At 37.3% G+C, this 24813-nt stretch carries 19 protein-coding genes; all 19 read left to right on the top strand.

Annotated features, from left to right (window positions below; all coding sequences use genetic code 11):
* Positions 1 to 19 precede the first annotated feature (19 nt).
* The 19 genes from IGI50_RS10765 to IGI50_RS10675 all read left to right on the top strand — a co-directional run bounded on the left by IGI50_RS10765 (position 20) and on the right by IGI50_RS10675 (position 24803).
* Positions 20 to 1138, top strand: a complete 1119-nt coding sequence (locus IGI50_RS10765) for a glycosyltransferase family 4 protein (protein ID WP_010745943.1) — start codon at positions 20 to 22, stop codon at positions 1136 to 1138.
* Positions 1139 to 1153: 15 nt separating this feature from the next.
* Positions 1154 to 1948: a glycosyltransferase family 2 protein gene (locus IGI50_RS10760; RefSeq protein ID WP_311855643.1), complete on the top strand. Its 795-nt coding sequence runs from the start codon at positions 1154 to 1156 to the stop codon at positions 1946 to 1948.
* A 15-nt stretch (positions 1949 to 1963) separates the two neighbouring features.
* Positions 1964 to 2701 carry a glycosyltransferase family 2 protein gene (locus IGI50_RS10755; protein WP_311855644.1) on the top strand — a complete coding sequence of 246 codons (738 nt, stop codon included), beginning with the start codon at positions 1964 to 1966 and terminating at the stop codon, positions 2699 to 2701.
* Between the two features lie 68 nt (positions 2702 to 2769).
* Complete coding sequence (rfbA, locus tag IGI50_RS10750) at positions 2770 to 3639, top strand: glucose-1-phosphate thymidylyltransferase RfbA (protein ID WP_311855645.1); 870 nt, start codon at positions 2770 to 2772, stop codon at positions 3637 to 3639.
* An 11-nt stretch (positions 3640 to 3650) separates the two neighbouring features.
* On the top strand, positions 3651 to 4223 hold the full coding sequence (gene rfbC / locus IGI50_RS10745) for a dTDP-4-dehydrorhamnose 3,5-epimerase (protein WP_218257364.1): 573 nt from the start codon (positions 3651 to 3653) through the stop codon (positions 4221 to 4223).
* Between the two features lie 103 nt (positions 4224 to 4326).
* Positions 4327 to 5355 (top strand): dTDP-glucose 4,6-dehydratase, encoded by a 1029-nt coding sequence (gene rfbB / locus IGI50_RS10740; protein ID WP_311855646.1) that lies wholly within the window; start codon positions 4327 to 4329, stop codon positions 5353 to 5355.
* 190 nt (positions 5356 to 5545) lie between these two features.
* Positions 5546 to 6391 carry a dTDP-4-dehydrorhamnose reductase gene (rfbD, locus tag IGI50_RS10735; RefSeq protein WP_311855647.1) on the top strand — a complete coding sequence of 282 codons (846 nt, stop codon included), beginning with the start codon at positions 5546 to 5548 and terminating at the stop codon, positions 6389 to 6391.
* Positions 6392 to 6408: 17 nt separating this feature from the next.
* Positions 6409 to 7281 (top strand): glycosyltransferase, encoded by an 873-nt coding sequence (locus tag IGI50_RS10730; protein WP_311855648.1) that lies wholly within the window; start codon positions 6409 to 6411, stop codon positions 7279 to 7281.
* Positions 7238 to 9334 carry a DUF7657 domain-containing protein gene (locus IGI50_RS10725; RefSeq protein ID WP_438776937.1) on the top strand — a complete coding sequence of 699 codons (2097 nt, stop codon included), beginning with the start codon at positions 7238 to 7240 and terminating at the stop codon, positions 9332 to 9334. Before IGI50_RS10730 ends, IGI50_RS10725 begins: the two co-directional genes overlap by 44 nt.
* Positions 9335 to 9354: 20 nt before the next feature.
* Positions 9355 to 10617, top strand: a complete 1263-nt coding sequence (locus tag IGI50_RS10720) for an EpaQ family protein (RefSeq protein ID WP_438776936.1) — start codon at positions 9355 to 9357, stop codon at positions 10615 to 10617.
* A gap of 312 nt (positions 10618 to 10929) precedes the next feature.
* Positions 10930 to 11313: a hypothetical protein gene (locus tag IGI50_RS10715; RefSeq protein ID WP_438776935.1), complete on the top strand. Its 384-nt coding sequence runs from the start codon at positions 10930 to 10932 to the stop codon at positions 11311 to 11313.
* A gap of 48 nt (positions 11314 to 11361) precedes the next feature.
* Positions 11362 to 12003 carry a DUF2922 domain-containing protein gene (locus tag IGI50_RS10710; protein ID WP_438776934.1) on the top strand — a complete coding sequence of 214 codons (642 nt, stop codon included), beginning with the start codon at positions 11362 to 11364 and terminating at the stop codon, positions 12001 to 12003.
* Between the two features lie 337 nt (positions 12004 to 12340).
* Positions 12341 to 13153: an ABC transporter permease gene (locus IGI50_RS10705; RefSeq protein ID WP_010745955.1), complete on the top strand. Its 813-nt coding sequence runs from the start codon at positions 12341 to 12343 to the stop codon at positions 13151 to 13153.
* 14 nt (positions 13154 to 13167) lie between these two features.
* Positions 13168 to 14373, top strand: a complete 1206-nt coding sequence (locus tag IGI50_RS10700) for an ABC transporter ATP-binding protein (RefSeq protein ID WP_028020287.1) — start codon at positions 13168 to 13170, stop codon at positions 14371 to 14373.
* 2 nt (positions 14374 to 14375) lie between these two features.
* The gene (locus IGI50_RS10695) at positions 14376 to 17537 is read left to right on the top strand and encodes a glycosyltransferase (RefSeq protein ID WP_438776933.1); all 3162 of its coding nucleotides are present in this window, start codon (positions 14376 to 14378) and stop codon (positions 17535 to 17537) included.
* A 4-nt stretch (positions 17538 to 17541) separates the two neighbouring features.
* Positions 17542 to 19686 carry a glycosyltransferase family 2 protein gene (locus IGI50_RS10690; protein ID WP_438776932.1) on the top strand — a complete coding sequence of 715 codons (2145 nt, stop codon included), beginning with the start codon at positions 17542 to 17544 and terminating at the stop codon, positions 19684 to 19686.
* A gap of 1162 nt (positions 19687 to 20848) precedes the next feature.
* Complete coding sequence (locus IGI50_RS10685) at positions 20849 to 22312, top strand: O-antigen ligase family protein (RefSeq protein ID WP_438776931.1); 1464 nt, start codon at positions 20849 to 20851, stop codon at positions 22310 to 22312.
* Positions 22309 to 23382 carry a polysialyltransferase family glycosyltransferase gene (locus tag IGI50_RS10680; RefSeq protein ID WP_438776930.1) on the top strand — a complete coding sequence of 358 codons (1074 nt, stop codon included), beginning with the start codon at positions 22309 to 22311 and terminating at the stop codon, positions 23380 to 23382. The genes IGI50_RS10685 and IGI50_RS10680 overlap by 4 nt, the downstream gene beginning before the upstream one ends.
* On the top strand, positions 23379 to 24803 hold the full coding sequence (locus IGI50_RS10675) for a lipopolysaccharide biosynthesis protein (protein ID WP_438776929.1): 1425 nt from the start codon (positions 23379 to 23381) through the stop codon (positions 24801 to 24803). The genes IGI50_RS10680 and IGI50_RS10675 overlap by 4 nt, the downstream gene beginning before the upstream one ends.
* Positions 24804 to 24813: the final 10 nt, after the last annotated feature.

Below are 24813 nucleotides of genomic sequence, written 5' to 3'. Positions count from 1 at the left end.
TAAAAAGGCAGGTGGCAATATGTTAGTATCATTCGGATTAATCATCAAGTATTTTTTAACTTTTTTGATTGCATTGATTTTGACCCCGATTTTTAAAATAATTTCGGTTCAGACAGGGTTGGTTGATAATCCGAATGCGCGTCGAATGAATCAAGTGCCGATGCCTAGTGCTGGTGGGTTGCCAATTTTTATTACTTTTGCTATTTCATCATTGATTCTGTTTCGTGAGGCGATTCCATTTGATTATATAAGTAAGATTCTATTAGGTGGGTTAATTATTATCATTACTGGATTGCTGGATGATAAGTTTGAATTGTCGCCTAAACAAAAAAGTGTTGGCATTTTACTGGCCGCGTTAGTCATTTATTACGTTGCAGAAATTCGTTTTGATTTCTTCACTGCACCGTTATTTGGGCGAATCAATTTAGACTGGCTAAGTTTACCAGCGACTATTTTTTGGATTTTCGGCATTACGAATGCGTTGAATTTGATTGATGGTTTAGATGGTTTGGCTTCAGGTGTATCTATTATAAGTTTGACAACGATTGGTGTGATCGGTTACTTTTTCCTTCATTCATCCACTGTCTATATTTCCTTAGCTATTTTTTGTTTAGTTGCCAGTATCATGGGCTTCTTTCCATATAATTTTCATCCTGCTAAGATTTATTTAGGGGATACTGGCGCATTGTTTTTAGGCTTTATGATGTCTGTACTGACTTTGCAAGGATTGAAAAATGTAACGTTCATCTCCTTGATTACGCCATTGGTAATTTTAGGTGTACCAGTAACGGATACGTTCTTTGCTATGGTTCGACGGAAAGCGAAAAATATGCCTATTTCTGTTGCAGACAAGCAGCACCTGCATCATCGGTTATTAAATCTAGGCTTTACTCATCGTGGTGCAGTTCTAACGATTTATGCTATCGCCGTGTTGTTCTCATTCTCCGCGTTACTGTTGAATTATACTAGTCGTGTAGGTACGATTGTTTTAATTGTTGCTATGACTTTTGCCTTAACCTTCTTGCTAGAGCTGATTGGATTAATTAGTGAAAAATACAGCTTTATTACGAAGAGTTTCCGCTTTTTCGGGAATAAAGAGTACCGCTCACAGGTACTGCAAAAATATTTGAAGAAATGAGTGTTGTCGTCCGTTATGAATAGGAATGATATTAATGTGACTGTCAGCATCGTGACCCACAACAGTGACAAAATTTTTCTAAGCTTGGATTCATTGATTGAGACCTTAGGGGAGGATCAAACAATCCAAATCAAGCTTTTTGATAATGCCTCAGAACCAGAGTATCGAGAAAGATTGAGGAAGTATCTGGCTTATCCGTTTATTACCATCAATTTTTATGAAGAGAATAAGGGCTTTGGTTTTGGACATAATGCTAATTTATTAGGTTCTTCTGGGTATGGCATTATTTTTAACCCAGATATTATTCTCTCTGAAAATCATCTAAGAGAGATGGCAATTCATTTGGCGGCACAACCAAAGTGCGGGCTTTTAGCACCAAAGATTTTAAACGAAGATGGCACGACCCAATATTTAATACGCAATCATTTAAACGTTTTTGATTATATGCTGCGTTTCATCCCGTTTAAACTTGTTAAAAGACTGTTTGCCAAACGGTTAGCAAAGTTTGAATGTCGTGATCTGCCAGAGGATCGAGATAGTTTCGTCCGAATGATTTCCGGCAGTTTCATGGTAGTAGATCTAGTTAAGTTTAATGAAATCAATGGCTTTGATGAACGCTATTTTATGTATTTCGAAGATAATGACTTATGTCGAAAAATGGAACAAGCAGGATATCAAGCGGTATATAGCCCACAATTTTCCGTTGTTCATTTATATGAACGCGGGGCAGTGAAAAGCCGCAAGCTATTTTTTATTTTTTTACAGTCCATGAGAAAATATTTTCAAAAGTGGGGCTGGCAATTCTTTTAATTTTGGAGGTAGGGAATGCAAAAGCAGTCCAAGATGCGAATCTCTGTGTGTATGGCAACATACAACGGTCGCCATTTTATTGAAGAACAATTGAACAGCATATTCCCGCAGCTTTCAGAACATGATGAGTTGATTATTTCCGACGACCATTCAACAGATGGTACGTGGGAATTTTTATTAGAGTTAAAAGCGAAGGATCCCCGAGTGAAGCTTTTTCGAAATGATGGGAAAGGATTAATCGCAAACTTTGCCAACGCCATCCAGCAAAGCAGCCATCCGATTATTTTTTTAAGCGATCAGGATGACATTTGGCATGCAGATAAAGTGAAAAAAACATTGCCTTATTTCGAAAAACCTAAAACAACGGTCGTGATCTCTGACTTAGTTATCGTGGATAATGATCTTGAGGTTTTGGTTCCTTCCTATCAAGCGATGCGTCATACACATTCTGGTTTTTGGCATAACATCGTAAAAAGCAGCTATATTGGTGCAGGAATGGCCTTTCGGTCAGAATTGAAGGGAATTATCCTGCCGATCCCTGAAGATGTTCCCATGCATGACATGTGGATTGGACTTTTGGCGGATTATTATCACGGTGTAGTTTTTATTCCAGAGCAATTGGTTTATTATCGTCGTCATGGCTTGAATGCCTCAGAGATTAAAACAACTGCTTCTCGGATCCAACAATTCAAATGGCGTTGGAATGCCTTGCAATTAGTTAGAAAAAGAATAAAAGAAATTAAAAAAAAGTAGCAAAACGATTTTTCTAGTACCCAACATCAGGTATAATGTGTTCGTATGTAAAAAAAAGGAGCGTAAGTATGAAAGGAATCATTCTAGCAGGGGGCAGCGGTACTCGTTTATACCCTCTAACCAAAGCAACTTCGAAACAATTAATGCCAGTTTATGACAAACCAATGATCTACTATCCAATGTCTACATTGATGTTGGCGGGAATCAATGAAATTTTGATTATCTCAACACCACAGGACACACCACGGTTTGAAAATCTTTTTGGTGATGGCCATGAATTAGGAATCCATATCGAGTATGCAGTGCAAGAAAGTCCGGACGGCTTGGCTCAAGCGTTTATTATCGGTGAAGAATTCATTGGTGACGATAGTGTCTGCCTTGTGTTAGGCGATAATATTTACTACGGCGATGGCCTTTCACGCATGCTGCAGCGGGCAGCGAAGAAAACTGAAGGCGCAACAGTATTCGGCTATCATGTGAATGATCCAGAACGTTTTGGTGTGGTAGAATTCGATGATGACATGCAGGCAGTTTCTATTGAAGAAAAACCTGAAAAACCAAAATCGCATTATGCAGTCACTGGTTTGTATTTTTATGATAATGACGTAGTTGAGATTGCGAAAAACATTCAACCATCCGAACGTGGTGAATTGGAAATCACAGATGTAAATAAAGAGTACTTGAAACGAAATAAGTTATCAGTAGAGGTGATGAGCCGTGGTTTTGCATGGTTAGACACTGGAACGCATGAATCTCTATTAGAGGCTTCTACCTTTATTTCGACGATCGAAAAGCGTCAAAACTTGAAGGTAGCTTGTTTAGAAGAAATTTCTTATCGCATGGGCTACATCACGAAAGAACAATTAGTTGAACTAGCTCAACCTTTGAAGAAAAATCAATATGGTCAATATTTACTACGTTTAGCAGAAGAGGAATAGACATGGGAAAAATTAAAGTAACTGAAACAAATTTAACAGATGTTAAAATCATTGAACCGGCTGTGTTTGGTGATCATCGCGGTTTCTTCACTGAAAGTTATTCAGTTGAGGATTTCAAAGCCGCAGGCATTGATTTTGATTTCATTCAAGACAATCACTCACTATCGACACAACCAGGCGTCCTGCGTGGGTTGCATTTTCAAAAAGGCAAATCAGCGCAAACTAAACTGATTCGTGTAGTAACAGGAGCGGTACTTGATGTGATCGTGGATATTCGTAAAGGAAGTCCAACTTATGGGAAATGGGAGGGCTACATCCTTTCAGAGCACAACCATCGTCAATTACTGGTTCCTCGCGGGTTTGCTCATGGCTTTGTAACATTAACACCGAATGTTAACTTTATGTATAAATGTGATAATTACTATGATGCAGAAGCAGATGGCGGGATTTCATTCGCTGATCCAGATCTAGCCATTGATTGGCCAATTGACATTGAAAAAGCTATTACCTCAGAAAAAGATGCGAAACAACCGACCTTAAAGGAATTTGAGTCTGAAAATCCTTTTGTATATGGTGAAATTTAAGAACAGTCTTTATAGAAAAAGGGCAAGAAACGTGTTGAAAATCAAATCCATTTTCCGATAGTGGGAAATGAGTATTTTAATATCAAATAGGAGTAACATACAGATGAAAAATATTATCGTAACAGGCGGAGCAGGATTTATCGGATCGAACTTCGTACATTATGTTGTAAACAATCATCCAGAAGTTCATGTAACAGTTTTAGATAAGCTGACTTATGCAGGGAACAAAGAAAATTTGGCTGGTCTGCCAAAGGATCGGGTAGAATTAGTTGTCGGTGATATTGCTGATGCAGAACTAGTGGATCGTTTAGTGCAAACTACAGATGCTGTTGTTCATTACGCGGCGGAATCTCATAACGATAACTCATTAAAAGACCCATTTCCATTCGTTCAAACGAACATTATTGGTACTTATACATTGATTGAAGCCTGTCGTAAAAACAATGTTCGTTACCACCATGTTTCAACAGATGAGGTGTATGGCGATCTTCCTTTAAGAGAAGATTTACCTGGTCATGGTGAAGGAGCGGGCGAGAAATTCACGGCTGAAACGCCTTATAATCCTTCAAGCCCATACTCATCGACGAAAGCAGGTTCTGATTTACTAGTCAAAGCGTGGGTCCGTTCATTTGGTCTGCAAGCGACTATTTCAAATTGTTCCAATAATTATGGTCCTTATCAACATATTGAAAAATTTATTCCACGTCAGATCACCAACGTTTTGAGCGGAATTCGACCAAAACTTTATGGTGACGGAAAAAATGTACGTGACTGGATCCATACTAACGATCATTCCTCAGCAGTTTGGTTAATCCTGACTAAAGGAAAAATCGGAGAAACGTACTTGATCGGGGCCGATGGCGAAGAAGACAATAAGACCGTAATGGAGCTTATTTTAGAAGAAATGGGCCAACCAAAAGATGCCTATGATCATGTAAAGGATCGCGCAGGACACGATTTGCGTTATGCGATTGATTCTACGAAGCTGCGGGAGGAATTGGGCTGGAAGCCAGAGTTTACCAACTTCCGTTCAGGTCTGAAAGATACCATTAAGTGGTACACGGAAAATGAAGCTTGGTGGCGTGCTGAAAAAGAAGCTGTTGAAAGCAACTACGCGAAAAATGGCCAATAATACCAATTAAATGAGGCAGGTGCAACCTGCCTTTTTGTCAGTTATGCTTTGCAAAGAAACGGTTTAGCAGTATGACAGTGAGGATAAGACTGATCTTTTTGTTTTTAGAAAAATCAATACCTAAAATAGAACAAGCTGTCAGTTCTGTTTTTAAGGAATCAATTAAATAATTTACAAGGAGTCGATAGAAATGATCTTACTTACAGGTGGACATGGACAATTAGGAACTGAGCTTCGTCATTTGTTAGACGAAAAGAAAATCGAGTACGTTTCAACAGACGCGGATCAACTGGACATTACTGATAAAGAAGCGACATATAGCTTTATTACTGAGATGAAGCCAGAAATCATCTATCATTGTGCGGCATACACTGCCGTTGATAAAGCGGAAGATGAAGGCAAAGAGCTTGATGAAAAAATCAATGTGGAAGGTACGCGAAATGTTGCTGAAGCAGCCAAAACTGCCGGCTCAACGCTGATCTATATTAGTACGGATTACGTTTTTGATGGAAAGAAAAAAGAGGGGATGTATCAAGTAGACGATGCAACCAATCCATTGAGTGAATATGGCCGAACTAAGCTTTTAGGAGAACAGGCTGTTCAAGAAATCATGGAGGATTACTATATCATTCGTACTTCTTGGGTATTTGGTATTTATGGACACAACTTCATCTACACGATGCAAAATTTAGCTAAAACACATGATCGATTAACTGTTGTAAATGATCAATTCGGACGTCCTACTTGGACTCGGACCTTAGCTGAATTTATGACTTTTGTAGTTGAAGAAAAGGCACCATATGGTGTGTATCATTTATCTAATGAAAACAGTTGTTCTTGGTATGAATTTGCCAAAGAAATCTTAAAAGATACAGATGTAGAAGTAGCACCTGTTACTTCTGAGGAGTATCCGCAGAAGGCAACACGTCCACAGTATTCTATTATGGATTTGAGCAAAGCGAAGGCATTAGGATTTGAGATTCCAACGTGGCAAGAAGCCCTAGCAAGCTTTTTAGAGTTGGAAGCAAAACAATAAAAAAGGTGGTGTGAAGTTTGTTCGAAATAGTGGTGGTGTTATACAATATGACGTTTTCTGAATCGTCAACGATCAATAGCTTGAACAAGCTTCTCACTTCTCATAGTTTTCCTGAAATAAAACAAGTGACAATTTTTGACAATAGTCCACAAGAAAATAAGCCTCAGGGATTAGAGGAACGTTTTCATTATTATCACAGTTCACAAAACGTCGGTCTGGCAAAGGCTTATAATCATGTACTAAAACAGGGGGATCCAATTAGCGAATGGTTACTAACTTTGGATCAAGATACTATACTTACACAGGCCTATTTAGAAGAATTAGTCAAAGAGGCTTCTAAACAACCACCATCCGTGGTAGCTATAGCTCCAGTTATCAAAGACGGGGAACAGCAGATATCACCTGTCCGCAGCGATACCCTGCGGCCATTACATACTGACCTACCTAAAAAGGCTCATTTATATTCTCGAGATATCATGGTGATTAATTCTGCCACTGCACTTCGGAAATGCTTTTTAAAAGAAATTGACGGGTATAACGAAGAGTTTCCTTTAGATTATTTGGATCATTGGGTGAGCTGGCGGATTTTTATAGAAAAAAAGCAAATAAAAATTCTCTCGCAAACACTGCAACATCAACTATCTGTCTTAGATTATACAAATCATATGAATTTTTCTCGCTATCAGGCAATTATTCAGGCTGAAAAATGCTATTATTCTTTATATGCAACACAATTTTTTTCAAGCTATCGCAGACAATTATTACTTCGTGGATGCAAACAGGTGTTAACAGGAAAATTCAATTATGGAAAAATGACATTTAAATTTTTATTCTCAGGAGGAAGAAATGGACACAAGGGCACAAAAGCGAACGAGGGAAATACCAGATGAAAGAACGAGAACCAATCCTTTTGTGTGGCTCGTGGATCAGATTATTCGTTTCCGCTATATAATTGGGCTTCTTTTTTTAATAGTAATTGTAGTATTGAATTTAAATGGAAGTTCAATCGGCTCTTGGGATAAGATCGTTTCAGAGCGTAGTGATGATAAGAAAACTGATGTGATATTAGGCGAAAATCGAGAAGTTCGTTCGGACGAGTGGATGGTTCAAACCCCTTTTTATTTTTCACAGGCTGAAAGTGATTACCCAGTTGTGAATAAACAGTATGGCAAAGAAGGGCAAAACATGATTATTGCCTACAATTCACCGGTAAAGGATTTAACGGTGATCGGCAAGCCTTTTAACTGGGGGTTTTTCTTTTTAGGAAAGGAACGCGGACTGTCTTTTTATTGGGGCTTTAAGATCATCGCAATGCTTTTACTAAGCTTTGAAATGGTGATGATCTTAACGAAACGAAACAAATACTTGTCTTTGCTTGGGGCATTTTGGATCACTTTTTCGCCTTCGATTCAATGGTGGTTCATGCAGCACGTAGGCGATTTGATGTTTTTCACCTTGGCAATTATGGTGGCCAGCCATTACTATATTGCGAAGCATAGGAATGTATTGATGCGGCTACTGATGATGAGCTTGATCGTTATTAATGGGATTGGATTTGTTTTAGTTCTATACCCAGCTCATCAGGTACCGTTAGCTTACCTGATTCTTTTTTGGTTGTTTGGCACGTTGATTCATTTTAGGAAAGAACTGGTGTTGGATGCATGGGACTTACCGATTATTATTGGTGGACTTGGAATTATCGGGTTTGTTCTTTTACATTTTTATAATACGTCAAAAGAGGCGATTGATGCGACGCTTAACACAATTTATCCGGGGCATCGAGAAGCTGAAGGTGGGGGACGTCCGCCTTCTGATTTCTTCTTGTTTTTAACGAACTGGAAGATTCCATTTGATAATTTTAATTTCCATGGAACAAATAATGGAGAAGTTGCTTCATATTTCAATTTTCTTCCGTTAACCGTTCTTTTATCCCCCTTTATTTTCTTCTGTAAACGAGGGAAAGAAGAAAAATATATGGGAGCAATATTAGGCTTATTCTGCTGCTTTATTTTCGGCTGGACTTATTTTGGTTATAGTCATGGGATTGCGAAGGCTTTAATGCTGACCTATGTTACCAGTACCCGTAGTTTAGTAACCTTAGGATTTGGTGCGGTTCTCTTGTCCTTATGGATGATCAACTTTATCTGGGAGTACACAAAAATTCCTTGGTGGATAAAACTGATTTTCCTAGGTTTAGTCATGATTTTAGCTACCCATTCCGTGACATCTTCTATCATGGGACTCTATTTCAATAACTTTGAAATTTTCATGACCCTAGTAATGTTTGCGCTAATCATGTTTGCGCTATTGTTCAAACTAAAGAAGTTCTTTATACTAGCAATGACGATCTTAGTTTTGGTCTCAGGAATTACAGTGAATCCAATCGTTCATGGAACAGGCGCGATTGATAAGAAGACACTGGCAGAAGAAATCGTCAAGATAAAAAAAGAAGATCCAGATGCATTGTGGCTTTCGGAGGATAATCTGTACAATTTTACTCCAGCCTTGGGAGTCAAGACGATCAACTCAGTTCGTTTCTATCCAGATATGAAGTTATGGCATAAGATTGATCCAAAGCATAAGAATGAAGAAATCTATAATCGCTATGCGCATGTTCGGGCTTTTATTGATAAAGGAAAAACGGATTTTCGTTTAGATCGTCCTGATAATTTTACAGTCACTCTTAATTTCACAGATGCTGAAAAGCTTGGAATCAAATACGTAATCAGCAAGCGTCCATTAGAGGACTACAATCCATTGAATTACGCACAGTTTGAACCAGTATATGGTCCTGATAAGGATAAATGGACGATTTATCGCTTGAGTTTTACTTCAGATGAAGCGCAGGCAGAAGCAGCAGCAAATGTAGACCCGATCGGTGGAACGGACAATTACCAAGAGATCCCTCAACCAGCGCCTGCTGAAGACGGGTACATCAACTAATTAAAGTTCGGAGGAAAAAAATGGTAGAAATCAAAAAAGGTGCGTCAGATCTATTGAACGTCATTAGTGCCTGTATTCTGATTGGAATGACACTGTTATGCTTTTTCCTTTGGACGAAGGGCATAGGCACACAAGGAATGTTTAACATTTATGCCAGTATGAACCGTTACATGCCGATAGGAGCAACGGTCGTTTTAGTATTAAATTTTTATCGTATAAAACTTGATGACCTCATTTGGATCGGAGTAGCGATCCTTTCAGTCCTCTTTTTCCGTCAGTTTGATGGGTTGAGAGAAGCCGGCTTTTTACAGGACATTACGATCGCACTGATAATTTTTGTAGTGCTGGATTTCAAGTTGGTTCGTTTTACAAAAGGATTGAGGGTAGTCTTTGCTGGATTGACAGCAATGGTTTTACTAATTACCGCCTTTCGAATTTTTACAGAGATTCCTGAGCCGGCAGCCGGCATCAGCATTTGGGATAAAAGCAATAAGCTTCAGGAAATTTGGATTAATACCAATACAATCGGGAGCAGTGTCATGTGCTCTAGTTTCTTAACAGCGACGCTCTTACAATCGTTAGAATGGACGTGGGCCAAGCTGCTGAAATACCCTGTATACTTTGCCGCATTAGCTTGTACTTGGGTAGTTCAATCCCAAGCGGCCTTTATCGCAGTAGTCGTTTTCGTCTTTTTCGATTTGTGGCCCAACTTTTTAAAAGAAAAAATGAAATGGGCCTATGGAATTGGCTATAGTATTTTTTTGATCGGCATTTTTCCCTTGTCGTTGTTTCTAGCAAATTCTAGTAATATTGATTTGTTTACGGGACGTGAAGAAATCTGGAAGCATTTCTATGATACTTTATTTAAAGTTAAAGAGCAGTTTTGGGTAGGAATGCCGCCGTTTACTTTTCAGCGTGGGCAGCAAATCTTAGGCAATCACAATAGCTACAATGCCACGCTGGGGCAATTTGGTTTAGTCGGACTAGTATTAATGAGTCTCTTTATCTTATACAATGTTTGGCTGATCCTTATTAAGGAGGAGACCCAGACAACACAATTAAGTTTTGTTATCGCCTTTTTTGCGGTACTTTTGCAATCAACGATGGAAGATACATTGATGGCTCCTTATTGGATCCCAATCACCTTCTGTTTGCTAGGTCTGGCTTGGCAGAAGAATCCGGTATATGAAGAACCACTTGATTATTCGGTGAATGTGTTCGGCCCGAGGGAAGAGGAAGAGTTTGAAATAAGTCCAACCACTCGGAGAAGCCGCAGAGGATAGTGAAAAAATAGAGCGTTTCTATTGAATTTGTTTTGAAACAAGTTTAATAGAAACGCTCTTTTGCTATGAACCTAAAGGAAACGTGTTGTTAAATTAGAAAAATGCCATTTAAATCATTTAAAATGAGAATTTTTATTTTTATCATTATTTAATGAAACGAATACCATTGGAAACAGTCCGTTTGTACAAGTTATTTCATTATCTTAATTCGAAATAAATAATAAGAGTTGAAAGCCTCGTTAAAAAAGGCTTATTTTAGTTGTGTAGAGCTCTCAGGTGAAAGTAATTATTAAAAAGGAAAAGGAGGAGACCATGGAAGATTACGGATTAAATCGCCAACAGCTGTTCCAGCTAAAAAGAGGGACACTGGAAAAGCGAGTAAACAATTATTTCAAAGAAACTCATGACGGTAATGGAACGATTCAATTATTATTGGTACTGCAGGTAAGAGATGAACTGTGCGAAGGGGACTTCTCGCTGCTGCTGAAGGATTTAGTGCAGTACATTTTCTTACACACGCGTTCATCGGCTACGATGCGACGTTTTTATCATTATTTTGCGGGATACTTCGATAAAAAAGAATGGTGTCTGTTATCTCTGAAATTATTTCCAGCGAAAAATTTTATTACTGAAAAAATAAAAGCGCTTTATTCACAAATTGTTAAGGAGCCATTGGTGAGATTAGTGGAATCATGACGATAAAAAAGTTAGAAACACACGAAAAAAATAGAGAGGAAGAAAGCGATGTTCACATTAGATGCAGAATTTGAAAATAGCGATGGAAAATCCCAGCATTTGCGAATTAAACACTTTGACCCTACGAAGACTGGGGAGGAAATAAAAGCGTCCTTAACGAAATTAACCAAGCTGAATTTATTTGAAAAAAAGGGAGTCGGCTTATTTAAAAAGGTCAAGCACGCGACCTTGATCGAAACCATTGAGACAGAGATTTTTAATAACAATACTGATGTAGGAGTTACTCGATCATCTAATATAAATAATAAAACGGAAGAAGCCGAGCAAAATGTGACTGCTTCTGAAGGATCAGTAGTGGAATCTGGGAATGCTGGCACATCTCAAGACTTTGTTGTTTGGGAGGAAAGACCAGAGCCTGGTGTGTTGGTTCAAAAGATCGAACTGCCTGTGGAAGTGAATCCTTTAAAAATAACTCAAGAGCAGGTTTTTGCCTTAGTAGTTGCTTGCATGCCTAACGAGTATGAATTGGAAAATATTCAATTCGATGAGAGTGAAAGGCCAGTAAAACTTATTTTGACAGAAAAGCTTAAAGAAAATCTGGGTGATCCTGCAGAGCTTCCAGCAGTTTCGTTAGATCCGCCTAAGAAAGAACGAAAGCGATTACTGGATCGCCTTCGAAAGCGAGAGTAGCGAAGCAATAATTTGAGATGACATGTTAAAAATCCAACGTTGGTATATAGAAAATAATCAATAAAGTCAAAACTTAAGAGAAATTTTAGCTCGCTAATTTGGCGGGCTATTTGTCGTATCATAGACTCTCAAAAGCTTCTGACTAGGGACACGTCGAATGCTAAAACTTCCTGTGCAGATAGTGTTTGCTGAATAAGTAAAAATAAGCTTTCCAGAAGTAGTTGGATTTAACGAAGCTTTTCTTAATAATCTTGCTTTTACATATATCTTTCTGTAGAATAATAACGTTAATCAACTGTAGAAATATTAAATCAAGCGTTAGATGAGAGGAATAAAAATGTTCAAAGACTTACTGAGTTTTTTTAAAGAGATTTTTCAAAACCGCACCTTACTAAAACAATTTTCCGTTAATGATTTTAAGGCACGTTATGCTGGATCGGCTCTTGGAATCTTTTGGGCCTTCGCCAATCCGTTAGTGATGGTAGTGACTTACTGGTTTGTTTTCGGTGTCGGCTTTAAAGCAGCTATGACAGACGGGAAATATCCTTTTATTGTCTTCCTGTTAACCGGTTTGGTTCCATGGATGTACTTTTCGGAGGTCCTAGGGTCCGCGACGAATGTTTTTCGAGAATATAGCTATTTAGTAAAAAAAGTGGTATTTAATATTCGTATTTTACCATCTGTAAAACTCTTTTCTGCGTTGTATATGCATGTGTTTTTTATAATCATTGCTTTTATCGTAGGCGTGTTTAATCATGTCACACCAGGATTGCACATTCTTCAGATGTTTTATTACCTTTTTGCTATGATGATGTTTTTAACGGGATTGACGTGGATCACTTCTTCGATCCAACCGTTCTTCCCAGATATTAATCAGTTTATTGGTGTGATCATGCAAGCCTTGATGTGGGGGACACCTGTCCTATGGAGCATCAATCAATTTGCGGCACATCCAACGATTCAATTTATTTTAAAATTCAATCCAATGTTCTATGTGGTCCAAGGATATCGGGACGCCTTCTTTGGCGAGCAATGGTTTTGGGAGAAGCCTTTGCTGACGATCTATTTCTGGGTCGTAACTTTGATTTTACTAGTGGTTGGAAGCATCGTGTTCAAACGCTTGAAACCACATTTTTCTGATGTTTTATAAGGAGATAAAGCTAAATGACTGAAACAGTAATTGAGATCAACCACTTAACGAAAAAATATGATATGTATAAAAAGCCTTCCGACCGTTTAAAGGAAGCATTGAGTCCGACAAGAAAAACGTATCACGAGGTTTTTTATGCCTTGAATGATGTCAACGTGGAAGTAAAAAAAGGCGAAATGATCGGTTTCATCGGTGAAAATGGTTCAGGGAAATCAACGATCTTAAAAATCATCACAGGAGTATTAACTCCATCAGAAGGTGAGGTCAAGATTGAAGGGAATATTGCAGCCTTGTTAGAGCTGGGATCAGGATTCAATCCTGAATACAGCGGCTACGAAAATATTTTTCTAAACGGGATGGTTTTAGGTTTTTCACGCGAAGAAATGCAAGACAAAGTTGATGATATTATCAACTTCGCAGATATTGGCGATCATTTGTATCAGCCGGTAAAAACGTATTCTAGTGGGATGTTCGTGCGCCTAGCTTTCGCTGTAGCAATCAATGTGGATCCTGATATTTTGATTGTCGATGAAGCGTTGGCCGTCGGTGACTTGGAATTCCAATTAAAATGTATGGAAAAATTTACGGAATTACGCAATGCAGGTAAGACGATTCTATTCGTTTCTCATGATGTGAATGCCGTTCGCCGTTTCTGTGACCGTGTGTATTGGTTGAAGAATGGTGTGGTCGAAGCAGAAGGTGAAACGATGGAAATTACTGAGACCTATGAAAATTTCTTGAAGAAGAAATCATTGAAGACAGTCGATCGAGACAATTCTAGTTCAGAAGATTTTTCTGCCTATGACATTGTAGAAGTAAAATCTGCAGAATTATTGGATGGTGATTTGCAGCCATTAGAGATCGTTGAGCAAGATAGCAAAGTTGTAGTTAAGGTAACATACAATGTCAAAGACGATTCAATTAAGAAGCCAGTACTTGGCGTGGCGATCCGAACGGTAGACAATAATTATGTATGTGGCTTGAATACGTTATTAGATGAAGAATCCATTCCTTGGAAAAAGGGAGAGAATGTCTTCTATTTAGAATATGAAAAAATGGCACTTCTAGGTGGCGAGTATTATTTCGATGTAGCCCTTTTTGAAGAAAATGCGACGGTGCCGTTAGTGTACAAAACAAGATATCTGACAATGTTTATCTCTGGTAAATATGTCGGCGAAGGCATAGTTGTTTTGGATCATAAGTGGAAGGATACGATTTAATTATGAAGTATGATTTTGATTTGTCGCTTGAGGAACATACAAGTGTGGGGAAAATCATCAGTCAGATTACAGATGGCTCTGCTGTTTTAGAATTTGGTCCCGGAAATGGGCGCATGACCCAATATTTAATCAATGAAAAAAAATGTGAAGTAGCGATCGTTGAATTTGATCCGGTCTTATTTAAGCACGTCATGGGCTTTGCCCAGGACGGCTTTTTAGGAAACATCGAAGAATATAAATGGTACGATCACTTTTCAGGTAAAAAGTTTGATTTCATTATATTTGCTGATGTATTAGAGCATTTAACGGATTCAGAAAAGGCACTTCAAGAGGCAAGTAAGTTTTTAGCACCAAATGGGGAAATTTTGTTAACTTTCCCAAATTTGGCGCATAACTCCGTGCTGATTGACCTTTTCAATAATAAATTAGGCTGGAAGCAATATGGCCTCTTAGACCAAACGCATAATAGTTTTTATACCCAGCATGGATTTGAAGAGTTGTTTGAGCGGATTGGGTTGTCGATTCGTCGAGAAGATTTCACGTATTCCCAGGTAGGACAAAATGAACTGCCGGCAAGCTATGAGGAATTGCCGCAAATGGTGCGCTATGATTTTAAAAATCGTCCCTTTGGTGAAGTCTACCAATATTTTTATGCCTTGCGTAAAGAGCCTGTAGAAGAGCCTGAACGAGTGAAACCAATCAACTCTAACTATAATAAGCAGATGCAGCTAGCTTATTTGATTGGTGGAAAGTTTGAAATAGAGCCGTATATTTTTAATAATCAGACAGATGAAAACAAAACAACGACTCATCACGCACCAGCGAATACAGAAAAATTACGAATCGTAATTGGGAAAGTTCCCGCTGCGATTCAATTGTCTGTCGTCGTTGACAATAAATTACTAGAGATCGAAGAAACCAATGCTTCTTGGTATCAAGAGGATCTTTTAATGTTTCCAGATGTTACGGAAGAACCTTATGTAGTAATTGACGGTTCGAAAGTAGCAGGAAAAGAATATACCGTGAATGTCAACGTATTAAATGAAGAAGAATTCTTCCCTTCTGAAGTGAAAGTAATGGAAGATGTCGCAAATGAGAAAGCCAAAAATCGTTTGTTGACGTTGAAGCTAAACTATTTTGATCAGTATCAATACCAATTGAAGAATATTCCTTTTGTTGAAGCCAACGAGGAGCTCAAAGGAATCAAACTGACGATTGAGTCGATTGAAAATAATGAGAATGAGAATGAAGCGATTATCAAAGGCTGGGGCTTTTCAGAAAAGACACATATGCCGTTAGATTATTTACTGGCTTACTCAATGAATCAGGTACAGGTTAACGCGATCTATCGTCCGGACGTGAACGAAGTCTTCGGCGTGGATTCGACAGAAAAATTCGGTTTTATTTTAACCATTAAAGAGCTGCAAATACTAGAAGAGATCAAACTGCTGGTAGTAGATGATCAAGATCAGGTCTATCCAATTGTCGCGAAACAAGCAAAAGCTACTACGACACCAGTCACAAGAAAAATCCGACACTTACTGGGATCAATTCGACGCAATGGCTTTTCTGGTGCGGTGAAAAACTATCAACGTTCAAAACAGCAAAGTGCTGACTATGAAGAGTGGATGACTAAGATCGAAGAACCTACACGCACGCAATTGATCGATGCATCAAAAGACTTAACGTTCCAACCTAAAATTTCGTTAGTGGTCCCTGTCTATAATGTAGACGAAAAATGGCTGCGAGCATGCGTGAAATCGTTGACGAATCAAGTTTATCCAAACTGGGAGCTATGTTTAGCGGATGATGCGTCACCAAAAGCCCACATCAAGCCTTTGCTTCAGGAGCTGTCAGCCGCTGATGAGCGTGTGAGAATCGTGCTGCGAGAAAAAAATGGACACATCTCAGAGGCAACAAACTCAGCAATCGAGATTGCTACTGGCGATTACATTGGCTTTTTAGACAATGATGATATTTTAGCGGACACAGCATTATTAGCCGTAGTGAAAGCATTAAATGAAGATCAACAACGAGAGTTTATTTATACAGATGAAGATAAATTATCCATGAGCGGCAAACGCTTCGATCCATTTTTCAAACCGAATTGGAATGAAACTCTGCTATTGGGGCATAACTATATTACTCATTTTGTAGTGGTGAAGCGTTCTATCGTAGAAACTGTTGGCGGTCTGAGAACAGAGTTTAACGGCAGTCAAGACTACGACTTTGTCTTACGAGCTACCGAAGCGGCTAAAAAAATCTATCATATTCCAAATATTCTTTATCATTGGCGCACCATCGAAACCTCTGTAGCGATGGATCCTCAAAGTAAAGAATATGCTTATGTCGCTGGACAGAATGCGGTACAGGCAGCACTTGACCGGCGTCAACTTGATGGTGTGGTTACTATGACTAAAAATTATGGCGCCTACAAAATTGATTTTAAGTATGAAAGAGAACCCAAAGTTTCCATCATAGTAAACGGACAATTAAGGGAGAAACAGCTGGAATCGCTGCTTGCAACAGAATGGAGCGATTTTGAAATTCTGACAAATACTGCTAAAGCAACAGATAAGCGTGTCCGAAGCTTTACAGGCAAGAACGAAAATGAATTGGCTGATGAAGCAGCAGGTGAATTTTTAGTCTTTTTAGCAGAAGACCTAGCACCAACACAAAACACTTGGCTAAAAGAAGCGATGAATTTTGTTCGCTTGCCACATACAGGCGCGGTTGCCGGTAAAGTCATCAGCAAAGATGACGCGATTTTGAATTGCGGTGTCATTATCGATCCTGCGAATGAGCGGATTGTTTATGAACAGCAGGGACTCTCTAATAAGACGATCGGAACCTATTTCCGTCCAGCGCTGCCGCGTGAGATCTACACGGCAACAGAAGATGCATTGATTCTTCGCAAGGAAGACTTTTTGGCATTAGGCGGTTTTGATCTAAACTTACCAGCAGCAATTAAGGGAATCGATTTTTCTATTCGCTTAGCGCAAGGAAATAAGAAACTGATTTTTGATCCGTACTTTGAAGTTCGTTATCCTGGCGAAAATCATTTTTATGTAAAAAAAGAGGCTTACGAGGCTTTGACTAATAAATATTCTGAAGAATTGAACGATCCATTGATCAATCCAAATCAATTCAACATAGGAGGCTAATCCGATGGCAAAAAATGAACAAGTTTGCATTGATCAATGCAGTTTTCATCCAGAAACAAAGCAGTTAGAGATCACTGGCTGGGCTCTGGATCTAGTTTCAAAAAAAGTACCAACGATTGAAGTACTTGCTGGAAATACAACTAGCCAGAAAATCGAATGGTATTCTCGCTCAGATGTAGCTGCCGCACATAAAACCAGTGCCAGTCTGCAAATGGGTTTTAACCTTAAGATCGAAGTCAAAGACCCGGCAGAACAAGTGTCCATCGAGTTCCAATTTGAAGCGGGAAAACAGACGCAAGCTTTTATCCCAAACGAAAATATTATGAAAGAGCCGAAGCAGCCGTCTCAACTCCAATCTTTGTATGGGAAAGCACGTAAAGGCTTGGGCTATCTAAAACGCAATGGGTTAAAAAGTACGCTGCGTCGAATCAAGTTGGAGCAGGACAAACAATCCGATGAAAGCTACCAACAGTGGATCGCTGAAAATGAAAATTGGGATATTGCGTCAATCAAAGCAGAAATTCAGGACTTCAGCTATCAACCTGTAATTTCTATTTTAATGCCCGTCTATAATGTGGAAGAAAAATGGTTAGCCAAATGTATCGAATCCGTTCAGAACCAATTCTATCCAAATTGGGAGCTGTGCATGGCAGACGATCATTCTACAGACGCCGCAGTAAGACCGTTACTAGAAAAATATGCGGCTCAGGATTCTCGAATCAAGATCGTTTTCCGTTCAGAAAATGGACACATCTCTAAAGCAACGAACTCTGCGTTAGAAATCGCGACGGGTGAATTTGTTGCCTTATTAGATAATGATGATGAATTGGCACCGATCGCTTTGTATGAAGTAGCGAAGCGATTAAACGAAAATGCTGATTTAGACTTGATTTATAGTGATGAAGACAAGATCGATATGGTCGGCAAACGGTTTGATCCGGCCTTCAAACCCGATTGGTCGCCTGATTTATTATTAGGAACAAATTATATTTCCCATCTTGGCGTCTATCGCCGTTCAATCATGGAGAAAATCGGCGGCTTTCGTGTAGGCTATGAAGGCTCACAGGATTACGACTTGGTTCTACGCTTCACTGAACAAACATCTGCTGATCGAATTGCGCACATCCCGCAAATTCTATACTACTGGCGTATTTTACCAAGCTCGACCGCTGCCGATCAGTCAACGAAGAGTTATGCTTTCGATGCTGGATTAAAAGCAGTGCAAGACGCGATCACCCGTCGAAGAATTCAAGCGACTGTCAATCATGCAGCAGGAAATGGACTATACGATGTAGATTACAAAGTCCTTTCCGAAGATCTAGTCAGCGTGATTATTCCTACACGCAACGGCTACGATGATGTGAAACGCTGTATCGATTCAATTATTGAAAAGACGACCTATTCGAACTACGAAATTGTGATGGCAGATAACGGCAGTGATCAGCCTGAGATGCAGGAACTCTATGCCGATTATCAAAAACAACTGGGCAAACGTTTTGTTGTGGAATCAATTGATATTCCCTTTAACTACTCACGTATCAATAATTTAGCTGCAAAAGTTGCCAAAGGAAAATATTTGCTATTCTTAAACAATGATACTGAAGTGATCACACCAGAATGGATGACAAAAATGGTGTCCTTCGCGCAATTCCAACGAATCGGCTGTGTCGGTGCGAAATTGTATTATCCAAACAATACCATTCAACATGCAGGAGTTATCTTAGGAATGGGTGGGGCGGCTGGTCACGGACACCATACCTTCCCAAGAGGAGACTTCGGCTATTTCGGGAAATTAGAAATAAATGTTGATTACTTAGCGGTGACAGCTGCTTGCTTAATGATTCGTGCCAAAGACTTTTCTGAAATCGGCGGATTCAACGAAGAACTGACTGTGGCCTTCAACGATGTTGATTTATGCCTGAAAGAATACGAGAAAGGCCACAACAATGTGTGGCTTCACGGAGCAGAATTGTACCATTTTGAATCTCAATCCCGAGGATACGAAAACACACCAGAAAAACAAGCACGCTTTGAACAGGAAACCAAGTATATGGAAGACACTTGGACTGAATATATCGAGAACGATCCGTATTATAATCCGAATTTGACACGGGGTGGCGGAGATTTTTCGGTGAGGTTGAGTAGATAGTTTAATAGAAAGCTCGTTTAGATAAAATGTTTGCAAGGTAATCTTTTAATTGTTTTCACAAAGGAAATCATAGTGTTAAAAATATCAAAAGCATTCTAGAAGATTTTATGCAGAATATGAATAACGGGTTCCATTCATATGATTTCAAACAATAAATAGTCAATTTATACCTCACAAAAAACTAATTCCCATATGAACTGGGAAAAGTTGCGTAGATGAGCCACTTTGTATTCAAAATAATTCTTAGCCAACCTCGGATTCAATTTAATCACCATAAACTTGTTGCATTATGAAGAAACAAGTTTTACGATTGTCATAAACATTGTTTCATTTTAAAATGCATTTTTCTGATCAAATGAAGCTTGTATAGTTTTTGAACTGAATTGAAAGATCATCTAAAAAACGATAGAAGCACTTTTTACTGAATCAAACTTATGACACATCGGTAAAATTGGCACTACAACTGGCTCATACTGAAGTTGTTCAACTAAGAAATTTTATGGTGATAAAAAATGCGGTATCAGTCAAAAAAATTTTACTCGGCTTTCCTATTCATTATCTAAAATGACACTATATACACGTATATAGGAGAGAATTTGTCAGTAAAATAATTGAATATATATTTATTATTTACGCACGCTTAAAAAACATATTTATGATACTGGAATGGCTGAATTTATAAGTCTGTCAAAATAGATTTTTGTTCAATTTAGTAAGGTTTTGAGCCACCAAAATACTTATAACAAGAATTATTAGACTTTACGCATTGGTGGAATTAATTATGCTATACGTTTGAAATTGAGTTATGATGCTTTAATTTACTATCATAAGTGGTCGGCGGATCAGTTTCTTGGCAATGACTTTGAGTTTAGCATCGGCGATTAACTTAATTTTTTTATGAGCTTCGGCCGTAAAATATCGGATCAAAACTCATTGTTAAGAGTACTTAGAACGATAATGCTAAGATTCCATGACAACTTATAATTTTGTCAAAAAAGTATTGTCATTTCACAACTTAAAATTTAGTATGGTATGATAGCTTTTGAATTAATTAATGAAAAGGCCTAGTTGGTTTGGGATCTTTAGCAGTAATCAATCAATTGCAGATTTTTGGTGTTAAAATCAAATAATAAGAAAATCTATTAGAATGGAATGGTAAAAATTGGGAGTTTATAGTTTTTTAGATAAGACATTGTTAAATAAGTTTTATTTTCGTATGATCAATTTGTTAGTTTGTTCGATTTACTTCATGCCTTCTACAATGAATATTGCAGACATACCTTCAAAAATTTGTTTTATCTGGGGGGGGATAATAGCAATTAATGAATTATTCGTAAAACGTTCAGTTTTCAAAATGAAATACGGACTACTTCTTTTTTTACTACTAGTTTCATTTGCTATAACCTCTATTCTAAATCGTGATTTTGGACTAATACGAAATGTTTATAATTTAGGTTATCTGGCTATTTCTTGTTTAGTACTCTTTCCGATAGGAGAAGATTATGAATTAGAGATGAAAAACCTCATTAAACTGAGCAATCTTTTTATATGTATTATCTTATTGGCTGGCTTTATTTCTATTGTCCAATTTTGTTTTATTATTTCTTATCATGTTCCCACAGGTATTTCCGGAGTATCGGCACGTCAAGGATTCATGGAGTCGCGACTATTTGGAGTATATACTAGCCCAAATGTAGGCGCATTTTTTGGTTTTGTATCTGTAATTTGTTCATTATTTATCATTTCACAAAAAAAAGAACGATCAAAAAAATACAATGCCTTTTTAATTACAAATGGTATAGTACAACTTCTTTATTACATTCTTTCTTCTTCTAGAGGGGTGCAGATCACTATTTATGCATTTTTACTTTCACTCTTCTTTTTAATGATTGTTAACAAAAGTTTCCGTAATAGAGTTTTATCTTTTTTACATCTATCTTTGAAAAAATTTATTGTAGGCGCAATATTACTTTTACTTTTCTTTAGTATAGGTGTTGATTTTTCTAAATCTATTTTGGGTTATATTCCATTGGTAACAAATACTAGTAAAGTGGTATCAAATAATAGTAAAAATATTAAAAAGACGGAAGAAAATAAAGACGATTCTAGTAAAATTACTATTGAGCATTCTGAACCCAGTGCGGAGGTTTCATCTGGTAGATTTACCATTTGGAAAGCGGCTATTACTGTGTGGAAACATAAACCTTTATTTGGTTATGGTGATATAAACTTTTATCATGTATCAGAAACAGACAATGCATTATCTACACTGCATCTTACTGAGTTAGATCGCAAAGAATTAAAACGATCGCATGGAAATATGCACAATGGTTATCTTCAAGTTCTGTTAAGTTCAGGTATAATTGGTTTCTTCATTGTCTATGTTTTCTATGGTTTATCATTTTTTTATATTTTTAAAACTTTTCTCAAACGAAATGATAGTCAAATTTTAATTGCTGGGTTAATGCTGTCTTTTTTAGTTTCAGTATTTGCAAATGAGCTTGTTGAGGCACACATTCTATTCAATAAGCGTGATGCTGTGTCACAACTATTTTGGTTCGTTTTTGGATTATTAATAATCCAGACATCAAAATATTCTAAAATTAGAAAGAGTGAAACTAAATGATTGCCTTCATTGCTTGGACGCCGCTTCAAATTATAAATATAGTCAACATCAAAAAGAATTTTTTCCGTGATAAAGAGAGTGATCTTTTTATTTATTCTGAGTTTCAAGACGCTAAAAATATTTATGAAAATCTAAATAAGGAAAATGTTTTTACAAATATTTATTTTGTTGATTATACAAGAATGGGAAATAAGGTGGTTAGACTAATCAATCTTTCGTTAGGAATCGATAAATTTAAGCTTGTTAATTGCCAATATTCAGATTTTTTCATCTCTGGTAATAATTATTATGCCAAAATAATTTATGAACAAATGAAACGGGATAACAAGGATATCAAACTCCATTATGTTGAAGATGGTTTAGCAGCCTATGTTTCTAACAAGGTTTTTAATAATAAAGGGATAACAAGGAAAGTTTATCGGAAGTTTAAAAGAAACAGTCTGTTAAATGCAACTTTTTCTGATTATTATGTCTATGAACCAGAACTCTCGTGCTTTAAGAGAAACTTAGTCAAGATTCCCAAAGTTGATCAACAAGATGGATTTGTTGAATTACTGAATAGAATTTTTTCATATACTAGTAAGTTTGAGCTTGAAGATAAGCTCATATATATAGACCAGCCACTAAAAAGTGACGGTTATGGTGTGGATGAAGTAGAACTATTAAGTGAACTTAGTGAGTTAGCTCCAGAAAAGGAGATAGTTGTAAAGTTGCATCCTAGGAGCAAGTCTAGTAAGTATCAAGGAATGTATTCGCTCATTCAAGCAGATGTGCCATTTGAATTATGCATGCTTTCAGAGAAGCTAGACAAGAGTATCACGGTTAGCCCGTTGTCTACAGTTTCCTTTTCAACGAGTATAATGTTAAAGAAAAAGATTCCGACGATGGTTCTATCAGAGTACTTATTAACTCAACCTGATAAGCTGAATGAAAAAGCACAATTTGTTGCAAGACAGATTTCGAATTTATGGAGAGAGCTAAGTGAGGGTCAATCGCTACAAAATTTGCTTATTATGAATCCAAGAAGTAGAAAAGAAATCAAAAAAAATATTTCTGAGGTTTTAAAATGAAAATTTTATTTAGCTTAAAAAAATCAAATCTTGTGAAATCGAGTTTTTGGTACACTATAGGGAATTTTTTCATAAAAGGAATTTCCTTCATCACAATCCCGATTTTTGTTAATATTACGACCCAAGCAGAATATGGTTTGATCAATAACTTCACTTCTTTTGTAAGTATTTTTTCATTATTTATTGGTCTAAGCTTAAACTCATCTGTTAATAATGCAAGTTTTGATTTCAAAGAACGAATCAAGCCCTATCTATCGAGTATTTTATTTCTATCAACGCTAAGCTTTTTAGCTATGTTGATTATTGGAAACGCCATTTTTTTGTTTGCACAAGCAGTTTTCGATATGAATCAGATGCTTTTTAATCTTATGTTGATTCAGAGTTACGCAACTTTTCTAATTTCTTATATTCAGGCTTACTTTACGATCCACTTTCAACACTTTCGCTATTTAGCATTATCTCTTATTTCAACATTGCTGAATATTGGATTATCCGTTCTTTTGATGTTAACGATATTCTCTGATGATCGATATTCGGGACGAGCTTTTGGCGGAGCATTAGCATTAGGAATTGTCGGTTTAACAATTTATATGATGATTATGGTAAAAGGCAAGAAATTAATCGACTTTTCTTTTTGGAAGTATGCTTTGTGTATATCTGTCCCCTTAATACCGCATGCTTTAGCGAATGTTATGTTATCACAATTCGATAGGATTATGATCAACTCGACACTAGGTCCTTCTGAAGCAGGAGTTTATTCTTATATTAGTAATATCGGAATAGTACTAAGTGTCATTTGGGCATCAACGAATAATGCTTGGGTTCCATGGTTTTACAATGAAATGGAACAGAAGAATGATGTGAAAATATTTCGAGTATCCCAATATTACATCTTTGCTTTTACTGCAATTGCAGTGGGAACGATGACGATATCGATTGATTTGGCTAAGTTTATGGCGCCTTCTGATTATTACTCGGGATTATCTCTGGTCATTCCAATTAGTTTAGGTTATTTTTTTCAGTTTCTTTATAGCTTTCCAGTCAACACGGAATTTTATAAAAAAAAGACAAATTATATTGCCTTTGGTACAGTTGCAAGTGCAGCGATAAATATTATTTTAAATCTTATTTTTATTCCTAGATATGGTGTTATTGCAGCAGGGTATACTACAACGATTACTTACTTCTTATTATTTCTTTTTCATTATCCTATGGCTAAAAGATTTGTTGGTAAGCAGTTGTTTCCAACTAAAACAATTATAACTACAACTTTAATAATGGTTGGTTATTCGATATTTTTGCATGCATTCTTAGATAGTATATTCATTCGATATATCGGTTTACTGTTCATCAGTGCAGGTGGGTTATTGTACTTTAGAAAGAATAAAGATAAATTCAAAGCCGATTCAAACTTAAAATAGGGGTGTTAAC

This window comes from Enterococcus sp. DIV0170, assembly GCF_051710765.1.
GTDB lineage: Bacteria > Bacillota > Bacilli > Lactobacillales > Enterococcaceae > Enterococcus_A > Enterococcus_A raffinosus.
This window is presented reverse-complemented; position numbering and strand designations above follow the sequence as displayed.

Coding starts and splice junctions, on each gene's coding strand:
- IGI50_RS10755 (WP_311855644.1), top strand. CDS start 1,964: ATGCAAAAGCAGTCCAAGATGCGAATCTCTGTGTGTATGGCAACATAC.
- IGI50_RS10715 (WP_438776935.1), top strand. CDS start 10,930: ATGGAAGATTACGGATTAAATCGCCAACAGCTGTTCCAGCTAAAAAGA.
- IGI50_RS10760 (WP_311855643.1), top strand. CDS start 1,154: ATGAATAGGAATGATATTAATGTGACTGTCAGCATCGTGACCCACAAC.
- IGI50_RS10680 (WP_438776930.1), top strand. CDS start 22,309: ATGATTGCCTTCATTGCTTGGACGCCGCTTCAAATTATAAATATAGTC.
- IGI50_RS10720 (WP_438776936.1), top strand. CDS start 9,355: ATGGTAGAAATCAAAAAAGGTGCGTCAGATCTATTGAACGTCATTAGT.
- rfbA (WP_311855645.1), top strand. CDS start 2,770: ATGAAAGGAATCATTCTAGCAGGGGGCAGCGGTACTCGTTTATACCCT.
- IGI50_RS10690 (WP_438776932.1), top strand. CDS start 17,542: ATGGCAAAAAATGAACAAGTTTGCATTGATCAATGCAGTTTTCATCCA.
- IGI50_RS10675 (WP_438776929.1), top strand. CDS start 23,379: ATGAAAATTTTATTTAGCTTAAAAAAATCAAATCTTGTGAAATCGAGT.
- IGI50_RS10725 (WP_438776937.1), top strand. CDS start 7,238: ATGGACACAAGGGCACAAAAGCGAACGAGGGAAATACCAGATGAAAGA.
- IGI50_RS10765 (WP_010745943.1), top strand. CDS start 20: ATGTTAGTATCATTCGGATTAATCATCAAGTATTTTTTAACTTTTTTG.
- IGI50_RS10710 (WP_438776934.1), top strand. CDS start 11,362: ATGTTCACATTAGATGCAGAATTTGAAAATAGCGATGGAAAATCCCAG.
- IGI50_RS10705 (WP_010745955.1), top strand. CDS start 12,341: ATGTTCAAAGACTTACTGAGTTTTTTTAAAGAGATTTTTCAAAACCGC.
- IGI50_RS10700 (WP_028020287.1), top strand. CDS start 13,168: ATGACTGAAACAGTAATTGAGATCAACCACTTAACGAAAAAATATGAT.
- rfbB (WP_311855646.1), top strand. CDS start 4,327: ATGAAAAATATTATCGTAACAGGCGGAGCAGGATTTATCGGATCGAAC.
- rfbD (WP_311855647.1), top strand. CDS start 5,546: ATGATCTTACTTACAGGTGGACATGGACAATTAGGAACTGAGCTTCGT.
- IGI50_RS10695 (WP_438776933.1), top strand. CDS start 14,376: ATGAAGTATGATTTTGATTTGTCGCTTGAGGAACATACAAGTGTGGGG.